This is a genomic window from Agrococcus sp. DT81.2 (genome assembly GCF_049844935.1).
Lineage (GTDB): Bacteria > Actinomycetota > Actinomycetes > Actinomycetales > Microbacteriaceae > Agrococcus.
The window spans coordinates 104,130-120,877 of sequence record NZ_JBNCLZ010000001.1 but is presented as its reverse complement, the minus strand read 5'-3'; the positions used below and the strand labels follow the sequence as shown (position 1 = coordinate 120,877).

At 72.9% G+C, this 16,748-nt stretch carries 15 protein-coding genes; 1 reads left to right on the top strand and 14 read right to left on the bottom strand.

From position 1 onward, the window contains the following. Window positions 1-97: 97 nt before the first annotated feature. The 13 genes from ACLQ21_RS00580 to ACLQ21_RS00520 all read right to left on the bottom strand — a co-directional run bounded on the left by ACLQ21_RS00580 (window position 98) and on the right by ACLQ21_RS00520 (window position 15,161). A complete protein-coding gene (locus ACLQ21_RS00580) occupies window positions 98-1,156 on the bottom strand; it encodes an FtsQ-type POTRA domain-containing protein (protein WP_425660413.1) in 1,059 nt (352 codons plus the stop codon). Continuing rightward, the gene (murC, locus tag ACLQ21_RS00575; protein WP_425660411.1) at window positions 1,153-2,556 is read right to left on the bottom strand and encodes a UDP-N-acetylmuramate--L-alanine ligase; all 1,404 of its coding nucleotides are present in this window, start codon (window positions 2,554-2,556) and stop codon (window positions 1,153-1,155) included. The genes ACLQ21_RS00580 and murC overlap by 4 nt, the downstream gene beginning before the upstream one ends. After that, entirely contained in the window at window positions 2,553-3,635 is a 1,083-nt protein-coding gene (locus ACLQ21_RS00570) for a UDP-N-acetylglucosamine--N-acetylmuramyl-(pentapeptide) pyrophosphoryl-undecaprenol N-acetylglucosamine transferase (protein WP_425660409.1), read from the bottom strand. Before ACLQ21_RS00570 ends, murC begins: the two co-directional genes overlap by 4 nt. A gap of 1 nt (window position 3,636) precedes the next feature. Next, the gene (gene ftsW, locus ACLQ21_RS00565) at window positions 3,637-4,860 is read right to left on the bottom strand and encodes a putative lipid II flippase FtsW (RefSeq protein ID WP_425660407.1); all 1,224 of its coding nucleotides are present in this window, start codon (window positions 4,858-4,860) and stop codon (window positions 3,637-3,639) included. Then, complete coding sequence (murD, locus tag ACLQ21_RS00560; protein ID WP_425660405.1) at window positions 4,826-6,337, bottom strand: UDP-N-acetylmuramoyl-L-alanine--D-glutamate ligase; 1,512 nt, start codon at window positions 6,335-6,337, stop codon at window positions 4,826-4,828. The genes ftsW and murD overlap by 35 nt, the downstream gene beginning before the upstream one ends. Next, window positions 6,334-7,437: a phospho-N-acetylmuramoyl-pentapeptide-transferase gene (mraY, locus tag ACLQ21_RS00555; protein ID WP_425660403.1), complete on the bottom strand. Its 1,104-nt coding sequence runs from the start codon at window positions 7,435-7,437 to the stop codon at window positions 6,334-6,336. The genes murD and mraY overlap by 4 nt, the downstream gene beginning before the upstream one ends. Further along, entirely contained in the window at window positions 7,437-8,840 is a 1,404-nt protein-coding gene (locus ACLQ21_RS00550; protein ID WP_425660402.1) for a UDP-N-acetylmuramoyl-tripeptide--D-alanyl-D-alanine ligase, read from the bottom strand. Before ACLQ21_RS00550 ends, mraY begins: the two co-directional genes overlap by 1 nt. Window positions 8,841-8,874: 34 nt before the next feature. Further along, on the bottom strand, window positions 8,875-10,410 hold the full coding sequence (locus tag ACLQ21_RS00545) for a Mur ligase family protein (protein WP_425660400.1): 1,536 nt from the start codon (window positions 10,408-10,410) through the stop codon (window positions 8,875-8,877). A 76-nt stretch (window positions 10,411-10,486) separates the two neighbouring features. Continuing rightward, a complete protein-coding gene (locus tag ACLQ21_RS00540) occupies window positions 10,487-12,274 on the bottom strand; it encodes a peptidoglycan D,D-transpeptidase FtsI family protein (RefSeq protein WP_425660398.1) in 1,788 nt (595 codons plus the stop codon). 95 nt (window positions 12,275-12,369) lie between these two features. After that, a complete protein-coding gene (locus ACLQ21_RS00535; protein ID WP_425660397.1) occupies window positions 12,370-13,005 on the bottom strand; it encodes a hypothetical protein in 636 nt (211 codons plus the stop codon). Beyond that, window positions 13,002-13,997, bottom strand: coding sequence for a 16S rRNA (cytosine(1402)-N(4))-methyltransferase RsmH (gene rsmH, locus ACLQ21_RS00530; RefSeq protein ID WP_425660395.1), 996 nt, complete (start codon window positions 13,995-13,997; stop codon window positions 13,002-13,004). Before rsmH ends, ACLQ21_RS00535 begins: the two co-directional genes overlap by 4 nt. 97 nt (window positions 13,998-14,094) lie before the next feature. Continuing rightward, window positions 14,095-14,526: a division/cell wall cluster transcriptional repressor MraZ gene (gene mraZ / locus ACLQ21_RS00525; protein WP_425660393.1), complete on the bottom strand. Its 432-nt coding sequence runs from the start codon at window positions 14,524-14,526 to the stop codon at window positions 14,095-14,097. A gap of 254 nt (window positions 14,527-14,780) precedes the next feature. Then, on the bottom strand, window positions 14,781-15,161 hold the full coding sequence (locus ACLQ21_RS00520; protein ID WP_425660391.1) for a DUF3040 domain-containing protein: 381 nt from the start codon (window positions 15,159-15,161) through the stop codon (window positions 14,781-14,783). Window positions 15,162-15,232: 71 nt separating this feature from the next. On the opposite strand from ACLQ21_RS00520, the gene ACLQ21_RS00515 reads away from it, so the two are divergent. Beyond that, window positions 15,233-16,345, top strand: a complete 1,113-nt coding sequence (locus tag ACLQ21_RS00515; RefSeq protein WP_425660389.1) for a polyprenyl synthetase family protein — start codon at window positions 15,233-15,235, stop codon at window positions 16,343-16,345. A 1-nt stretch (window position 16,346) separates the two neighbouring features. Here ACLQ21_RS00515 and ACLQ21_RS00510 read toward each other — a convergent pair whose 3' ends face one another. Next, the gene (locus ACLQ21_RS00510; protein ID WP_425660387.1) at window positions 16,347-16,679 is read right to left on the bottom strand and encodes an Rv2175c family DNA-binding protein; all 333 of its coding nucleotides are present in this window, start codon (window positions 16,677-16,679) and stop codon (window positions 16,347-16,349) included. Window positions 16,680-16,748: the final 69 nt, after the last annotated feature.

Here is a 16,748-nt window from a genome sequence, read left to right as displayed (position 1 = left end):
GGACGACGCTACGGGCGCCACAGCCGCCTCGCCGGGAGCGACTCGGTGTGTCGCGAGCGCATCTGACAAGAAAAAGAATCGTCAGGTTCGCGGGCGCTCAAGAGCCGCGGATGACGGGGTGCTCGGGGGCACGGACATCGAGCACGCGGGCGGCGCTCGGGTCCTGGGTCGCGATGAGCGCGGCCACGACATCCGCCTTGAGCCTGCTCTCCTCCGCACCGCCCCACTGGACGACCTGGCCGCTCGCGAGGGTGAGCCGGATGTCGGACGGGGTGGGCGCCTCGATGGACTGCGTCGTCGAGAGCACCTCCGTCGGCACCGACACGAGCACGGTCGCGACCGCCTCGAACTCCGGGCTGCCGGGCTCGACGCCCACGAGCCGCGGCAGCGAGCCCGCGGCGGCGTCCACGCCGCCGAGCACCACGCCGGCCGCGTCGATCACGCTCTCGCCCGCGGCTGTCGGCACGATCGCGACCGGTCGGCGCTCGACGATGTGCACGATCATCGTGGACGGCGGCACGACCTCGAGCCGGAACGATTCGATCTGCGGGATCGTCTGCAGCCGCTCGCCCACGCCCGCCTCGGTGACCGTGGCGATCGGCTCGCCGACGTGGTCGCCGAGCGCGGCCTGCACCGCGGCGGGGTCGAGCCGGTCCGCTCCCTCGACGCGCACGTCGCGCACCGCCATGAGCGGCGACCACACGAGCCCCACGAGCAGCGCGAGCGCGAGCACGAGCCCGCCGCCGGTGAGCAGCGCGACGCGCAGCTGCCGGCGCCTGCCGGCCGTGAAGCGGCGCACCTCCGCCCGCTCGCCGCGGATGCGCGCGCGGCGCGCCTGCGCCGCCGCCCGCTTCGCCGCGCGCGCCTGCTCGCGCTCCTCGGCGCGCTGGTCCTTCTGGGCGGCGCGCCATGCGCGATCGACCCGCTGCGCGTGCGAGCCGCGCTCCAGCGGCACAGGCTCCGGCTCGGTCGCCTCGTCGTCGAGCCCGTCGTACGCGCTCAGCGCCCAGCGGCGCTTCGGCGGCTCCTCGTCCTCGACCGGTGGTGCGTCGACGGGAGGTCGAGCGTCGACCGGGCGTCGCCATGGCCCGAGCGCGTCGTGCGTCTCCTCAGCCTCGACGTCGGGCCGGTGGTCGAACCCGTCGGGCCGCCTCACGCGCCGTCGCCCACCTCGAGCGCCGACAGCACCTGCGGGATGATCCGGTACACGTCGCCGCACGAGAGCGTGACGATGATGTCGCCCTCGCGCGCGATCGCGGCCGCCCGCTCGGCCGCCTGCTGCCAGTCGGGCAGGAAGTCGACGTCGCCCGGGTCCGCGAACCGGTCCGCGACGAGCGCGCCGGTGACCCCGGGGATGGGGTCCTCGCGGGCGCCGTAGACGTCGAGCACGACCGTGTGGTCGGCGACCCGCTCGTAGACGGCCGCGAACTCGCCCGCCATGTCGCGCGTGCGGGTGTAGAGGTGCGGCTGGTGGATCGCGATGATGCGGCCGTCGCCGATGACCGTGCGGGCGGCCGTGAGCGCGGCGTCGACCTCGGCGGGGTGGTGCGCGTAGTCGTCGAACACGCGCACGCCGCGGCGCTCCCCGTGCAGCTCGAACCTGCGGCCCGTGCCTCGGAAGGCGGCGAGAGCCCGCGCGCCGTCGGCGGGGGCGATGCCCATCGCGACGAGGGTCGCCAGCGCGCCGGCCGCGTTCACGGCGTTGTGTCGGCCGGGCACGCCCGCCTCGAGCTCGAACCGCTCCCCCGCGATCTCGAGGGTGCACGACGCGACGTCGCCGACGCGGATGTCGACGATGCGCACGTCGGCGCCCTCGGCCTCGCCGAAGGTGACGACGCGCTCGTGCTGCATGAGCGCGCGGACCCGCTGGGCGCCCGGGTCGTCGGCCGAGATGACCACCGCCTCGCTCGCGCGGTCGGCGAACTCGGCGAACGCGGCGTCGAAGGCCTCGGGGGTGCCGTAGTGGTCGAGGTGGTCGGTGTCGACGTTCGTGATGAGCGCCACCGCGACGTCGTAGAGCAGGAAGGAGCCGTCGGACTCGTCGGCCTCGAGCACGAACACGTCCGAGGCGCCGTGGCCGCTCGAGGTGTCGATCCCCGCGATGACGCCGCCGTTCACGAAGCCGGCGTCGATGCCGAGGCCGTGCAGGCCGACGACGAGCATGCCGGTCGTGGTGGTCTTGCCGTGCGCACCGGCGACCGCGACGACCCGCTTGCCGCGCGCGAGCACGTGCAGGGCCTGCGATCGGTGCAGGATCGGGATGCCGCGCTCGCGCGCCGCGACGAGCTCGGGGTTGTCGGGCCAGAGCGCGCTCGTGACCACGACGGCGTCGAGCTCGGCGGGCAGGTGCGCTGCGTCGTGGCCGATGCCGACGCGGGCGCCCCGCTCGACGAGCCGGTCGACCGTGGCCGAGCCCGAGCGGTCGGAGCCCGACACCTCGATGCCGGCGTCGAGCATCATGTTGGCGATGCCGGACATGCCGGAACCGCCGATGCCGATGAAGTGGACCCGCTCGATCGCCTCAGGGATCGGCTGGCTGAGATCGGGTTCGATCACGACTGCCTCCTCGTGGCAGCTGCCCGTTCGATGAGGTCGCTCATCCGGTCGCTGCCGTCCGTCGCGCCCGCACCCGCGCTCGCGGTGGCCATCGCGGCGATGGCGTCGGAGTCCCGCAGCAGCGGCACGAGCCGTGCGCGCACCCATTCTGCCGTGAAGTCGGCGTCCGCCACGAGCAGTGCGCCACCAGCGGAAACCTGGTCGGCGGCGTTCATGCCCTGCTCGCCGTTGCCGTAGGGCAGCGGCACGTACACAGCCGGCAGGCCCACGGCCATGAGCTCCGACACCGTCAGGCTGCCGGCGCGGCAGACGACGAGGTCGGCCGCGGCGAGCGCGAGGTGCATGCGATCGAGGTACTCGATCGCGACGTAGTGCGGCACGGTCGCCGGCTCGAAGTCGGTCTGCCTGCCGCCGGAGAGGTGCAGGATCTGCCAGCCCGCGCCGACGATGTCGGCGGCAGCGGCGACGATGGCGCGGTTGATCGAGCGCGCGCCCTGCGAGCCGCCGGTGACGAGCAGCGTCGGCCGGGCGGGGTCGAGGCCCAGCTCCTCGCATGCCGCGTCGTGCAGGCCCGCGCGGTCGAGGCCGGTGATCTCCGGTCGCAGCGGCATGCCGACGAGCTCGCCGCGCAGCCTCGTCGACCGGTAGGAGAGGCCGACGAACGGCGTCCAGCGCGCGCCGAGCAGGTTCGCCATGCCGGGCTTGGCGTTGGCCTCGTGGATGACGATGGGCACGCCCTCGAGGCGAGCGGCGCGATAGGCGGGCGCCGACGCGTACCCGCCGAACCCCACGACGACGTCGAAGCGCCGCTCGCGGATGAGCGCGCGCACCTCACGCACGGCACGGCGCCACCGACCGGGGAAGCGCGCGGCCGCGACGTCGGGCCGGCGCGGGAACGGCAGCTTCTCGATCGTGACGAGCTCGAGGCCCGCGCGCGGCACGAGCTCGCGCTCCAGTCCCTCTCGTGTCCCGAGCACGACGAGCTCGGCGTCCGGGTGCCGCTCGCGCAGCCGCTCGGCGGTCGCGAGCAGCGGGTTCACGTGGCCGGCGGTGCCACCGCCGGCGAGCAGGGCGCGCACGTCAGGCCCCGACCGCGGGCAGCTCGCCGCGGACGCGCGGGTTGTCGACCCGCTCGAGCGACAGCACGATCCCGACGATGAGGAGGGCCGCGATCAGCTGGGACCCGCCGGAGGAGATGAACGGCAGCGGCACGCCGAGCACGGGCAGCAGGCCCAGCACGACGCCGATGTTCACGATCGCCTGGCCGATGAGCCACACCGTCGCGGCGCCGGTGACGACGCGCGTCATCTGCAGCTTCGCCTGCCGGACGATGCGCAGCATCGTCCAGGCGAGCAGCGCGAAGAGGGCGAGCACGACGGTGGCGCCCAGCAGCCCGAGCTCCTCGCCGATGATCGCGAAGATGTAGTCGTTGTCGGCCGCGGGCAGCCACGACCACTTCGCGCGCGAGTTGCCGAGACCCACGCCGAACAGTCCGCCCGCCGAGAGCGCCCACGTGCCGTGCAGCTGCTGCCAGCACCCGGAGTAGTAGTCCGCGTCGGTGCAGCCCTGCACGAACGCCGAGATGCGCCGCACGCGCGAGGGGCTCGAGAGCACCACGGGGACGGCCAGCAGGGCGAGTCCCAGCACGGGCAGCAGCAGGTGCCACCACTTGACGCCCGCGAACCAGAGGGCGCCGAACGAGAGCATCACCATGATGACGACGGTGCCGAGGTCGCTGCCGAGCAGCACGAGCCCGATCGAGAGCCCAGCGACGGGCGCCGCGGGGATCCACGCCTGCCAGAAGCCTGTGATGCGCTTCTGCTTGCGCGTCATGATCATCGCGAGCCACACGCACAGCGCGACCTTCACGAACTCGGAGGGCTGCAGGGAGAAGCCGCCGATGCCGATCCAGTTGCGGTTGCCGCCCGAGCCGAAGCCGAGCGGCGTGAAGACGAGCACCTGGAGCGCGATGCCGACGGCGACGGCGAGCCACGCGATCCGCTGCCACAGCGTGGCCGGCATGCGTGCGGCGAGCAGCATGAGCACGATCGCGATGGCGGCGAATGCGCTCTGCTTGGCGAAGTCGGTGAAGAACGAGTCGTTCGCGACGTAGCTCTCGACCGCGGAGGACGAGAGCACCATGATCAGGCCGAAGGCGACCAGGAACATCGTCGTGCCGAGCAGGAGCGCCGCGTTGAGCGTCGGGGCGCCGAACACGGATCGCACGCGCACGAGCGCGCGCTTGCCCATCCGTTCGACGCGGCCGCCGTCAGTGGTCGAGGCGGGAGCCGTCGTGGTGACCATCGGCTCCCCCTTCCGTCTCTCCCCTGGCCCGCACGGCCTCGGCGAAGCGATCGCCCCGGGCTGCGTAGTCCTCGAACTGGTCCATGGATGCGGCCGCCGGCGCCAGCAGGACCGTCACGCCTGGCACGGCGTGCGCTGCGGCGGCCTCGACGGCCAGCCGCATCACGGCTCCAGTGTCCGCCGTGTCGACCTCGACGAGCGGGATGCCCGGCGCGTGTCGCGCGAACGCCTCGCGCACGGGAGCGCGCTCGACGCCGATCGCGACGACGGCGACGATGCGGCGGGCGTGCCGCTCGACGAGCGGCGCGACGTCGGCGCCCTTGAAGAGGCCTCCGACGATCCACACGACGCTGTCGAAGGCGCTCAGCGAGCCCTCGGCGGCATGCGGGTTCGTGGCCTTCGAGTCGTCGACCCAGCGCACGCCGTCGACGTCGGCGACGATCTCGGTGCGGTGCCGGTCGAGCCGGAAGGAGCGGATGGCGTCGCGGACGTGCACGGGCTCGGCGCCGAACGCGCGCGCGAGCGCGGCTGCGGCGAGCACGTTGCGGGTCATGTGCGGCGAGCGGAGGCCCGCAGGCTCGAGGTCGCCGAGGTCGGCGAGCTCGAGCGCCTGGCGCTGCCGGTCGTCGAGGAACGCGCGGTCGACGAGGATGCCGTCGACGAGCCCGAGGTCGCTCGGGCCCGGCACGCCGAGGCCGAAGCCGATCGCCCGGCAGCCCTCGACGACCTCGGCCTCCTCCACCATCCGCTGTGTCGCGGGGTCGTCGATGCCGTAGACGGCGGCGATCCTGCTGTTGCGGTACACCCGCGCCTTCGCCGCGCGGTACGCATCCGCGGATCCGTGCCAGTCGAGGTGGTCGTCGTCGATGTTGAGGCACGCGGCGGAGTGCGGCCAGAGCGCACCCGCGCCCTCGTCGGGCAGCGCGTGCAGCTGGAAGCTCGAGAGCTCGACGACGAGCACGTCGAAGCCCTCGGGGTCGCGCACGGCGTCGAGCACCGGCGTGCCGATGTTGCCGACGGGTGCGACGCGGAGGCCCGCCTCGCGGAGCATGTGGGCGGTGAGCTGCGTCGTGGTGGTCTTGCCGTTCGTGCCGGTGACGAGGATCCACTCGGCCGCGCGCACCTTGTCGCGCACGCGCCACGCGAGCTCGATGTCGCCCCAGACGGGGATGCCGCGCTGGGCCGCGGCGAGCAGCCAGGGGTGGTCGGGGCGGAGGCCGGGCGATGCGACGACGAGCTCGGCGTCGGTGAGCGCGTCGGGCAGCGCGTCGCGGCCGGCCTCGACGATCGGCACGCCGAGCACGCCGAGGATCGTGCGCCGCTCGTCGTCGACGCGCTCGGCGACGGCCGTGACGGCTGCGCCGAGCTCGGCGAGCGTGTCGACGGCGGCGAAGCCCGTCACGCCGAGGCCAAGCACGGCCACGCGCAGGCCGCGCCAGTCGGCGTGCCAGGAGGCGAGGTCGTCGACGCGGCTCATCGCGGGTACACCGTCCATTCGAAGTAGAACGCGCCGACGGCCGCCGCGACGAAGAGACCGGTGATGATCCAGAAGCGCACGACGATCGTCACCTCGGCCCAGCCCTTGAGCTCGAAGTGGTGGTGCAGCGGCGTCATGAGGAAGACCCGCTTGCCGCCCGTCGCCTTGAAGTACACGCGCTGCACGATGACCGAGCCGGTCACGATGATCGGCAGGCCGGCGAGCAGGATGAGCAGCAGCTGCGTGTCGGTCATGACGGCGAAACCCGCGAGGGCCCCGCCGAGGGCGAGCGAGCCGACGTCGCCCATGAAGATCTGGGCCGGGCTCGTGTTCCACCACAGGAAGCCGATGAGGGCGCCGACGAGGGTGGCGCCGAGCGTCGCGAGATCGAGCGGGGCGGCGACCTCGTAGCAGCGGTAGAGGTTCTCCTCCGCGGAACCGCCCACTCGGCAGGACTGGTTCGACTGCCAGAACGCGATGAACGCGTAGCCCACCATGGCGAGGATCATGACGCCGGTGGCGAGACCGTCGAGCCCGTCGGTCACGTTCACGGCATTGGCGGCGGACACGTTGATGATCGTGATCCACAGCACGAACAGGATCCCGCCGATCGCGCCCCACTGCGCGAGGTCGAGCCACGGGATGTCGCGGATGCCGGAGATCGTCGCGTTGACGAGCGGCTGCCCCTCGGGGCCGGCAGGGAGCGTGATCGCGAGCACCGAGAACGCCACCGAGACGATGACCTGCCCGGCGACCTTCGCCCAGCCGCCCAGGCCCAGCGAGCGCTGGTTGGAGATCTTCAAGAAGTCGTCGAGGAAGCCGACCGCGCCCATCCCGACGATGAGCAGCAGCACCAGCAGCACCGGCAGCGTGGGCAGGTCCTGCCCCAGCAGCTTGCCGCCGAAGTAGCCGACGAGCGTCGCGACGATGAAGATGAGCCCGCCCATCGTGGGCGTGCCGCGCTTGACGTGGTGCGACTGCGGGCCGTCGTCGCGGATGAACTGGCCCCAGCCGATGCGCGCGAAGCCACGGATGAAGAGCGGCGTCGCGAGCAGCGAGACGAGCAGCGCGATGCCGGCGGAGGCGAGCAGCACGAGCATCAGGCGCCCCCGATCCGCTCCGCGAGCGACTGCAGGCCCGACACGTTGGAGGACTTGAAGAGCACGACGTCGCCGTCGGCGAGCTCTCCGCGCAGCAGCGCCTCGGCCTCGTCGGCGGTGGCGACCCAGGTGGTCTCCTGGCCGAACGACGACTCGAGCTCCGCCGCGTCGTGGATGGCCTTCGCGCCGTCGCCGACCACCACGAGCCGGTCGATGCGCACGCGCACCGCGAGGCGGCCGAGCCGGTCGTGCTCCTCGACGGCGTGCGAGCCGAGCTCCGCCATCTCGCCGAGCACCGCGATGGAGCGGCGCCCTGCCTGGCGCGTCATGTGCGCGAGCGCGCGCAGCGCCGCGGCCGTCGAGTCGGGGCTCGCGTTGTAGGCGTCGTTGATGACGGTGACGCCGCCGCCCGGCTCGAGCAGCTCCATGCGGCCGCGCTCGGCGCGCTCGAGCGTGGCGAGCGCGGTGGTCGCCTGCGCGAGGTCGAGACCGAGCGCGTCGGCGACCGTGAGCGCCGCGAGGGCGTTCATCACGTGGTGCTCACCCAGGATGCGCATGCGCAGCGGCCATGCCTCGTCGCCGCGATGCACGATGGCGACCGTGCCCTCGAGCGTCGAGTCGATGCCGTCGGCCCACAGCGCCGTCGGGTCGTGCGCGGGCCCCGCGTCGGTGCCGAACCATGCGATGCGCGCCCGGGTGGCGCCGGCCATCGCCGCGACGCGCTCGTCGTCGCGGTTGAGCACGGCGACGTGCTGCGAGCCCAAGTCGCGCACCATCTCGGTCTTGGCGCGCGCGGTCGCCTCGACGCCGCCGAACTCGCCGGCGTGGGCGAGCCCGACCTTGAGCACGACGCCGACGTCGGGATGCGCCATGGCCGTCAGGCGCGCGATGTCGCCCTCGACGCTCGCGCCCATCTCGAGCACGAGGAAGCGGGTCGCCTCGTCGATGCGCAGCATCGTCATGGGGGCGCCGACCTCGTTGTTGAACGACTTCACGGGGCTGACGGTGGGGCCGTGCTGCTCGAGGATCGCCTGCAGCATGTTCTTGGTGGTCGTCTTGCCGTTGGACCCCGTCACGCCGATCACCGTGAGCTGGCCGTGCTCGCGCACGCGCCGGATCACGTCGGCGGCGAGCGCACCGAGCGCGACGACGCCGTCGGGCACCACGATGTGCGGCACGTCCTGCTCGAGGGTCCGCTCCGCGACGACGAGCGCAGCGCCCGCGGCGATGGCGGCGTCGACGAAGCGATGGCCGTCGGTGACCTCGCCGGGCATGGCGAAGAAGGCGGAGCCTGCCTCGACGAGCCGCGAGTCGGTCTCGACGGAGCCGGTCACCGTGACGTCGTCGCCGTGGAGCTCCCCGCCGACGGCGTGCGCGATCTCGCTCGCGAGCATCCGCAGCATCAGTGCGTCCTGTCCATCGGCTGCATCCCGGCCATCAGCGCCAGCCCGCCTCGTGCAGGGCGAGCCGCGCCTCGTCGCGCGCCACGAACGGCTCGCGGCGGCCGGCGACGTCGCGGTAGTCGGCGTCGCCGGGGCCAGCCCAGAGCACGGTGTCGCCGGGACCGGCGAGCGCGATCGCGGCGCGGATCGCCGCCTCCTCGGGCGACGACTCGATGACGGTCGTGTCGCCCGCGACCGAGCGGGCGCCCTCGAGCACCTGGGCGCGGATGCTCGCCGCGTCCTCGGAGCGGGGGTTGAAGTCGGTGACGACGACGGCGTCGGCGAGCTGCGCGGCGATGCGCCCCATGTCCGCGCGCTTCGTCGTGTCGCGGTCGCCGTCGGCGCCGAACACCATGATGAGCTTGCCCTCGGTGACGCGACGGAGCGCCTGCAGCGTCTGCGCGAACGCGTCGGGGCTGTGGCCGTAGTCGACGAAGACCGACGGGCCCTCGTCGCCCGAGACGCGCTCGATCCGGCCGGGCAGGGTGGGGCGCATGCCGCGGTCGATGACCTCGGCGACGCCCTCGATCTCGAAGCCGTCCTCGACGAGCATGAGGATCGCGATCGCGGCGTTCATGGCCATGTGGCGGCCGATGAACGGCACCTGCACCTCGATGGCGCCGCCGTCGATGCCCGTGAGCGTGAATGAGGTGGAGACGGCCGTCTCCTCCCAGATGTCGACATGCCAGTCGGCGCTGCGCTCCGGATCGCTCGTCACGGTCGTGACGGGGATGCGGCTGCGCTCCGCGACCCGGACGCCCCAGTCGGTGTCGACGCAGACGACGCCGCGCTGAGCGCGGTCGGGCGTGAAGAGGTCGAGCTTCACGTCGAAGTAGGCGTCCATCGAGCCGTAGTCGTCGAGGTGGTCGTGGCTGAGGTTCGTGAACGCGACGACGTCGAAGACGACGCCGTCGACGCGGTGGCGCTCGAGCGCCTGCGCGCTGACCTCGAGCACGGCGGCACGCACGCCCGCCTCGCGCATGCGCGCGAGCAGCGCGTGGAGCTCGCTCGCCTCGGGGGTCGTGAGCTTCGACGTGACGACGAGGTCGCCGACGTGGCGCTCGGCGGTGGTCGACAGGCCCGTGACGAAGCCGAGGTCGGCCAGCAGGCCCTCGAGCATGAACGCCGTCGACGTCTTGCCGTTCGTGCCCGTGATGCCGAAGAGCTTCGGCGGCTCCTCGTCGGTGCGGTAGACCCACGCGGCGATCTCGCCGAGCGCGGCGCGAGGGTCGTCGACGACGATCACGGGCGCATCCGTGTCGAGCACGTCGGCGCCCGCCGGGTCGGTGACGATCGCGACGGCGCCCTGCTCGAGCGCCGCGGCGGCGAACTCGGCGCCGTGGCGGTTGGCGCCGGGCAGCGCCGCGAAGATGTCGCCGGGCTGCACGTCGGAGGAGTCGATGGTGATGCCGGTGACCTCGACGCCGTCGAGGTCGGCCTCCACCCGCAGGTCGAAGGCGTCCACCAGGCCGGCGAGCGGTCTCGGTGCGGGGTGCTCCGGTCGCAGGATCCTCGGGGTCACGCCCGCCACGGACATCCTCTCCTCAATGTTCTCCATCCCAGTCTCGCGCACGGCGTCGATCACGGCGATGCGATGCGGCTGGGGGTCACGGCTGATCCGCCGTCCACTCGAGCGGCATGTCGGACGCCGGGGTGGTGCTCGGGGGGATGTCGTAGTGACGGATCAGGAGGTTCACCATATCGTGAAAGGCCGGGATGGCCCCGCCGCTCGTGCGGATGGTCTGGGGGCTGTCGAACAGCGTCAGCACCACGAACTCGGGGTCGTCGACCGGGAACACGCCCGCGACCGAGATCATCATGCGGGACGGGTCGTAGCCGGAGCCGTCCTCGTACGCCATCTGCGCCGTGCCGGTCTTCGCGGCGATCCGGTAGCCCTCGATGGGGAACGTGTCGTAGCCGTAGTCGGTCACGACGTGCTCGAGCACCTCGAGCGTCTGCCGGGCCGTCGACTCGCTCACGACCCGCTCCGGACCGCCGAGCTCGGGCGTCGTGACGGTGCCGTCGGGCAGCGTGCAGCTGTCGATGAGCCGCACGGGCAGGTGCTCGCCGCCGTTCGCGAGGGCCTGGTAGGCGGAGGCGAGCTGGATCGGCGTCGCGGCGATGCCCTGGCCGAAGAGCACGTTGAGCTGCGTCTGCGGGTCGAGCGCGGCCGGGTCGCGGAGCGGCACGGCCTGCTCGCCGGCGAAGCCGACGGCCGTCTGCTCGCCGAAGCCGAACCGGTCGAGGTAGTCGTAGTAGTCGGCGCGGTCCATGTCCTCGGCGAGCCGCACCATGCCGGAGTTCGACGAGTTCACGAGGATGCCGGCCGCAGTCCACTGCTTGACCTCGTGCGAGGACGCATCGCGCACGCGCACGCCCGGCTGCGTGTAGGTCCAGGGCACGCTCAGCTCGTCGCGCGGCGAGACGAGGCCGAGGTCGACCATGGCGGCGAACGAGAACGCCTTGAAGATCGAGCCGGGCTCGTAGGCGGCGGTGAACGCCCGGGAGCCGCGGTCGCGCTGGTCGGTCGCGGTCGGGTCGTTGGGGTCGACGGTCGACGACTCGGCGACGGCCACGACCGTGCCGTCGGCGCGCATGATGATCGACGTGCCGCTCCGCGCGCGCAGCTGCGCGGTGTACTGCGCCGTGAGCTGCTGCACCTGGTACTGGACGTCGGCGTCGATCGTCAGCTGCACCGTGCCGCCGTCGACCGCGGGCTCGGTGAGCATCGACCCGGGGATGGGGGTGCCGTCGGCCGAGCGGTCGAAGGTGCGGCTGCCGTGATCGGCCGCGAGGCACTCCTGCTCGCTGCGCTCGATGCCGGCGAGCGGCTCGCTCTGGCCCATGAAGCCCACGAGGTTGCCGGCGACGGAGCCTGCGGGGTACGCGCGCTGCGGGTTGAGCCGCAGGTACACGTACGGCAGGTTCAGGTCGCGCACCGCCTCGAACTGCGTCGCGGTGAGGCCGCTCGCGAGCAGCAGGTAGTCGGAGTCGGGGTTGCGCTCGAGCTCGGCGAGGATCATCGCCTGCAGGTCGAGCGGGTCCTGGCCGGTGATCGCGGCGATGCGCTCGAGCGCCTCGCCGCCGGTCACGACCCCGTCGACGCCGTCGACCTCGGGCAGCAGGTCGCGCGTGTAGCGGGGCGAGACCGTGAGGTCCCAGCGGTCGACGCTCTCAGCGAGCACGGTGCCCTGGGCGTCGACGATCGGGCCACGGCTGCCGAAGATGGTCTGCGAGACCCCGCGTCGGCCATCCGCCTCGGCATTGAGCGCCTCGGCGCGCACGAGCTGGATGTCGGCGAGCCGCACGACGAACGTCGCGAGCAGCGCGAACGTCAGCACGGCGACGAGCATCGTCCGCATCCGGTTGCGGCTGCGGATCCGCTTCACGCCCACGGGCACCTCCGCTTGGTCTCGCTCGCGTGCGCGAGCCTCGATCGAGTCGTCAGCACGCTAGCGGCCGCGCGGCGCCGCGGCGGGCAGCCACGCCCTCACTCGGCTGCGGCGGTCGGCAGGAGCGTGCCGGGAGCGGGCTCGTCGACGGCGGGCGCGGGCGCCGGCGCGCCCGCGACGGCGGCCTCCCCCGCCGGCAGCAGCATGCCCGGGTGGGAGCGCGCCGCCTCCGCCTGCACCTGCTGCACGGTCGCCGCGGCCTGCGGCTCCTCGGCGAGCAGGGCGTTGGGCACGAAGATGCCGAACTGGTCGATCGCGGGTGCCTGCATGTGGAGCGCGTCGGGGCCGCCGGCGGTCGCCTCGCCCGAGAGCGTGAGGAACTGCGAGGGCTGGCCCGCGAGCATCCCGAGCTCGTCGGCGGCGACCGCGACGTGCTGCGGCGAGGAGAGCACGGCGATGTCCTCGGCGAGCGTCTGCTCCGTGCGCGCGAGCGCCGTCGACTCGCCCTGGAGCGCGCTCAGCCGGTAGGCGCCCTCGCTGATGACGACCGTGAGGCCCAGCTGCGCGACGACGATGCCCGTCAGTCCGATGAGGGCGACGACGCCGTGGACGAGGCGCGGCGCGCGACGCGGGGCGATCGCCGGGAGCGCCCGCAGGTGGCGCTCGCGCTCGGGCCGCTGCTCGGGCGCCCGGGTCGGCAGGGCGTGGATGTCGACGATGGCGGCAGTGGTCATGACGGCTCCCCAGTGGTCGGAGCCAGCGAAGCGGGTCGGATGCGCTGCGCGGCTCGGAGGCGGACGGGTGCGGAACGAGGGTTGGCGGCGCGCTCGGCCTCGTCGGCGAGCTCGGCGCCCTTGACGAGCAGCCGCAGCTGCGGCGCGTGCTCGGGCAGCTCGGCCGGCAGGTCGAGCGGGGCGGTGGAGGAGCTCGCGGCCTGCAGGGCGCGCTTGACGATGCGGTCCTCGAGCGACTGGTAGGCGAGCACGACGAGCCTGCCGTCCTGCGCGAGGGCGCCGATCGCGGCCGGCATCGTGCGCTCGAGGATCGCGAGCTCCTGGTTGACCTCGATGCGCAGCGCCTGGAAGACGCGCTTCGCGGGATGGCCCTGGTTCGAGAGGGCTCGCGGCGTCGCGGCCTGCAGGATGTCGACGAGGCGCTTCGACGTGTCGATCGGGGCCTCCTCGCGCGCGGCGACGATGGCCCGCGCGTAGCGGTCGGCGAGCTTCTCGTCGCCGTACTCGCGGAAGAGCCGCGCGAGCTCGCGGGCGCTGCGCTCGGCGAGGATCGTCGCGGCCGTCACGTCGCCGTCCTGGCCCATCCGCATGTCGAGCGGCGCGTCCTTCGCGTAGGCGAAGCCGCGGTCGGCTGCGTCGAGCTGCAGGCTCGAGACGCCGAGGTCGAGCAGGATGCCGTCAGCGGCGGCGGCCCCGGCCGCCTCGACGGCGAGGTCGATGCGGTCGTAGGTGGCCCGCACGGGGCGGAAGCGGTCGCCGAAGCGAGCGAGGCGGGCGCCGGCGAGGCGGATCGCGTCGGGGTCGCGGTCGATGCCGGCCACGACGAGCGTCGGGTGAGCCGCGAGCAGCGCCTCGGTGTGGCCGCCCATGCCGAGGGTGCCGTCGACGACGACGGGCGTGCGGCCGGCCGCGGCGGCCCCCTCGATGGCGGGGGCGAGCAGCTCGAGCGTTCGCTCGAGCATCACCGGGGTGTGGAGTGCGGATGCGTCCATGTCGTGCCCGCTCCCGTCCCGGCCCCTGATCCCCATCCGTTCGACGCGCCACCGGGGAAGGTGCGGCGCGGCGGACAGCTGGGAGTCACGAGCCGGGTCAGAAGATGCCGGGGATCACCTCCTCGGTGGTGCTCGCGAAGTCGGCCTCCTTGGCCGCGTAGTACTCGCTCCAGGCGGTGGTGTCCCAGATCTCGGCGCGCGAACCGGCGCCGATGACCGTGAGGTCGCGGCCGAGGCCCGCGTAGTCACGGAGGTTCGCCGGGATCGTCACGCGGTGCTGGCTGTCGGGCTGCTCGCTCGAGGCGCCGGAGAGGAACAGCCGGAGGAAGTCGCGGGCGCCCGAGGACGTCAGCGGCGCCTGCCGGATCTGCTCGTGCACGCGCTCGAACTCGCGGATGGAGAAGACGTAGATGCAGCGCTCCTGCCCGCGAGTGAGCACGAGGCCGCCCTCGAGCTCCTGGCGGAAGCGGGCGGGGAGGATGACGCGGCCCTTGTCGTCGAGCTTGGGCGTGTGCGTGCCGAGGAACACATCGCCCCCTCTCGTCCGGCCTGCGGTGCGCCAGCATCTGCCGACTTCCTCCACTCTACTCCACCAGCCGCCACAATTGCCCGAAACAGCGCGACGAATCGCGGAAATTTGCGGTCGATTCAGGGCCAATCGGAGTGGAGGGGAATTGCGCCCATTCCGGCGCACGTTCCCGGTGCAGACAAGCGAAAAGGGCCAGCGCGCATGCGCTGGCCCTGTCGTGGCGGTGTGTGGAGGGCGGTGCCCTCCTAATGCCGCTATCCCCTGGTGTTGCGGTCGTCCCACTCCTGGGCGAGCCGGTCCATCAGGCCCGGCCCCTGCTTCGCGGCTGCGGGACCCTCGCCGGGGCGGCCGTGCCCCGTGATGTCGTCGCCGTCGGCGGGCTTCGATGCCGACAGCGCCCACAGCGCACCCGCCACGGCGACGCCGAATCCGGCGACGCCGATGATCGCGAGCTTCATCAGCACGCCGACCACCACGAGGACGAGCCCGATCGCGATGCCCAGCACCCCGACGGCGACCTTCGTGTAGTCGACGGTGCGAGGCCCGCTCGACGTGTTGACGATGTCAGCTTCGTGCTTGTAGAGATTGCGCTCCATCTCGTCGAGCAAACGCTGCTCGTGCTCGGAGAGGCCCATCTCGCACCCCCTTCGCTCGACCGGTGCGGATCGCCAGTCTACGCGTCTCTGCTGTCAATAGCATGTGTCTTGTGTCGGCACAGCAGCGCTTCTCCCGAGCCGTCGACGGCTCGATCCAGCAGTACCTCGACGAGCGCGAGCGCGCCCTGACGGAGATCTCGCCCGATGCCGGGCCCCTGATGCGGCTCGTGCGCGACATGGTCTCCGGCGGCAAGCGGGTCCGCAGCGCCTTCGTGCTCTGGGGCTGGCACGCCGTCACGGCCTCGAAGCCGGATGCGTCGCACACGACCGGCACGGAGCGCGACCCGGAGTGGGCCGACGTCGTGGGCGTCGCGACGGCGATGGAGCTGTTCCACGCCGCCGCGCTCGTGCACGACGACATCATCGACGCATCCGACACCCGCAGGGGCAAGCCTGCGATGCACCGCGCCCTCGAGTCGATGCACCGCGAGGGCGAGTGGGTGGGCGAGCCGGCGTCGTGGGGCTCGAGCGCGGCCCTGCTCGCGGGCGACCTGCTGCTCAACTGGGCCGATGACCGCATGCTGCTCGCGTGCCGCGCCGCGGCCAAGGGCGACGCCGTGCACGACGCGTACCGGCGAATGCGCGAGGAGGTCACGTTCGGCCAGTACCTCGACGTGCTCGAGGAGGCGGCGTGGATCCGGCAGGACGCCGCGGCGCTGCTCGACCGCGCGCACACGGTCGCCGTCTACAAGTCGGCGAAGTACTCGGTGGAGGCGCCGCTGACGCTCGGCGGGCTGCTCGCGGGCGCGAGCACCGAGCAGCTCGACTCGCTCGCGGGCTACGGGCTGCCGGTCGGCGTCGCGTTCCAGATGCGCGACGACCTGCTGGGCGTCTTCGGCGACCCGGCCGTGACCGGCAAGCCCGCGGGCGACGACCTGCGCGAGGGCAAGCGCACCGTGCTCATCGAGATCGCGCGGCAGCGCCTCTCCCCCGGCGTGCGCACGATGCTCGACGAGCTGCTCGGCGACCGGGCGCTCGACGAGCGGCAGGTGGCGATCCTGCAGGACGCCATCCAGCACTCCGAGGCGCCCGCACGGCTCGAGGCGCTCATCGACCGTTCGGTCGGCGAGGCGCTCGAAGCGCTGCACGACGGCGAGCTCTCGCGCTCCGCGGTGCTCGAGCTCGAGCGGCTCGCCGACACGGTCGCGAAGCGCGACCGGTAGCTCAGCCGAGCAGCTGCGCGGCCCTCCGGACCGAGGCCTTGCCGCCCGAGCGCATCGCCTCGAGCGGCGTCATCCCGAGCGAGTCGTCCTCGGCGAGCAGCCAGTCGATCGCCTCGTCCTCGGTCACGCCGAGGTCGAGCAGCACGAGCAGCGTGCCGCGCAGCTCGCTGAGCGGCTCGCCGTCGCGCACGCAGAGCGCGGGAACCTGCAGCGGGCCGTTGCGGCGGGTGGCGGGGAGGCGGTGCTCCTCGATCAAGCGGTGGATGCGCCCGACGGGCTGACCGAGCAGGGTCACCAGTTCGGGCACGGAGAGCCAGGCAGTCTCTTGCGTCACCGTTCCATCTTGACATCGACGCCGCCGCTCACGGAACCGCGCGCGCCGGAGCTTCGGCGTCGGCGGCGT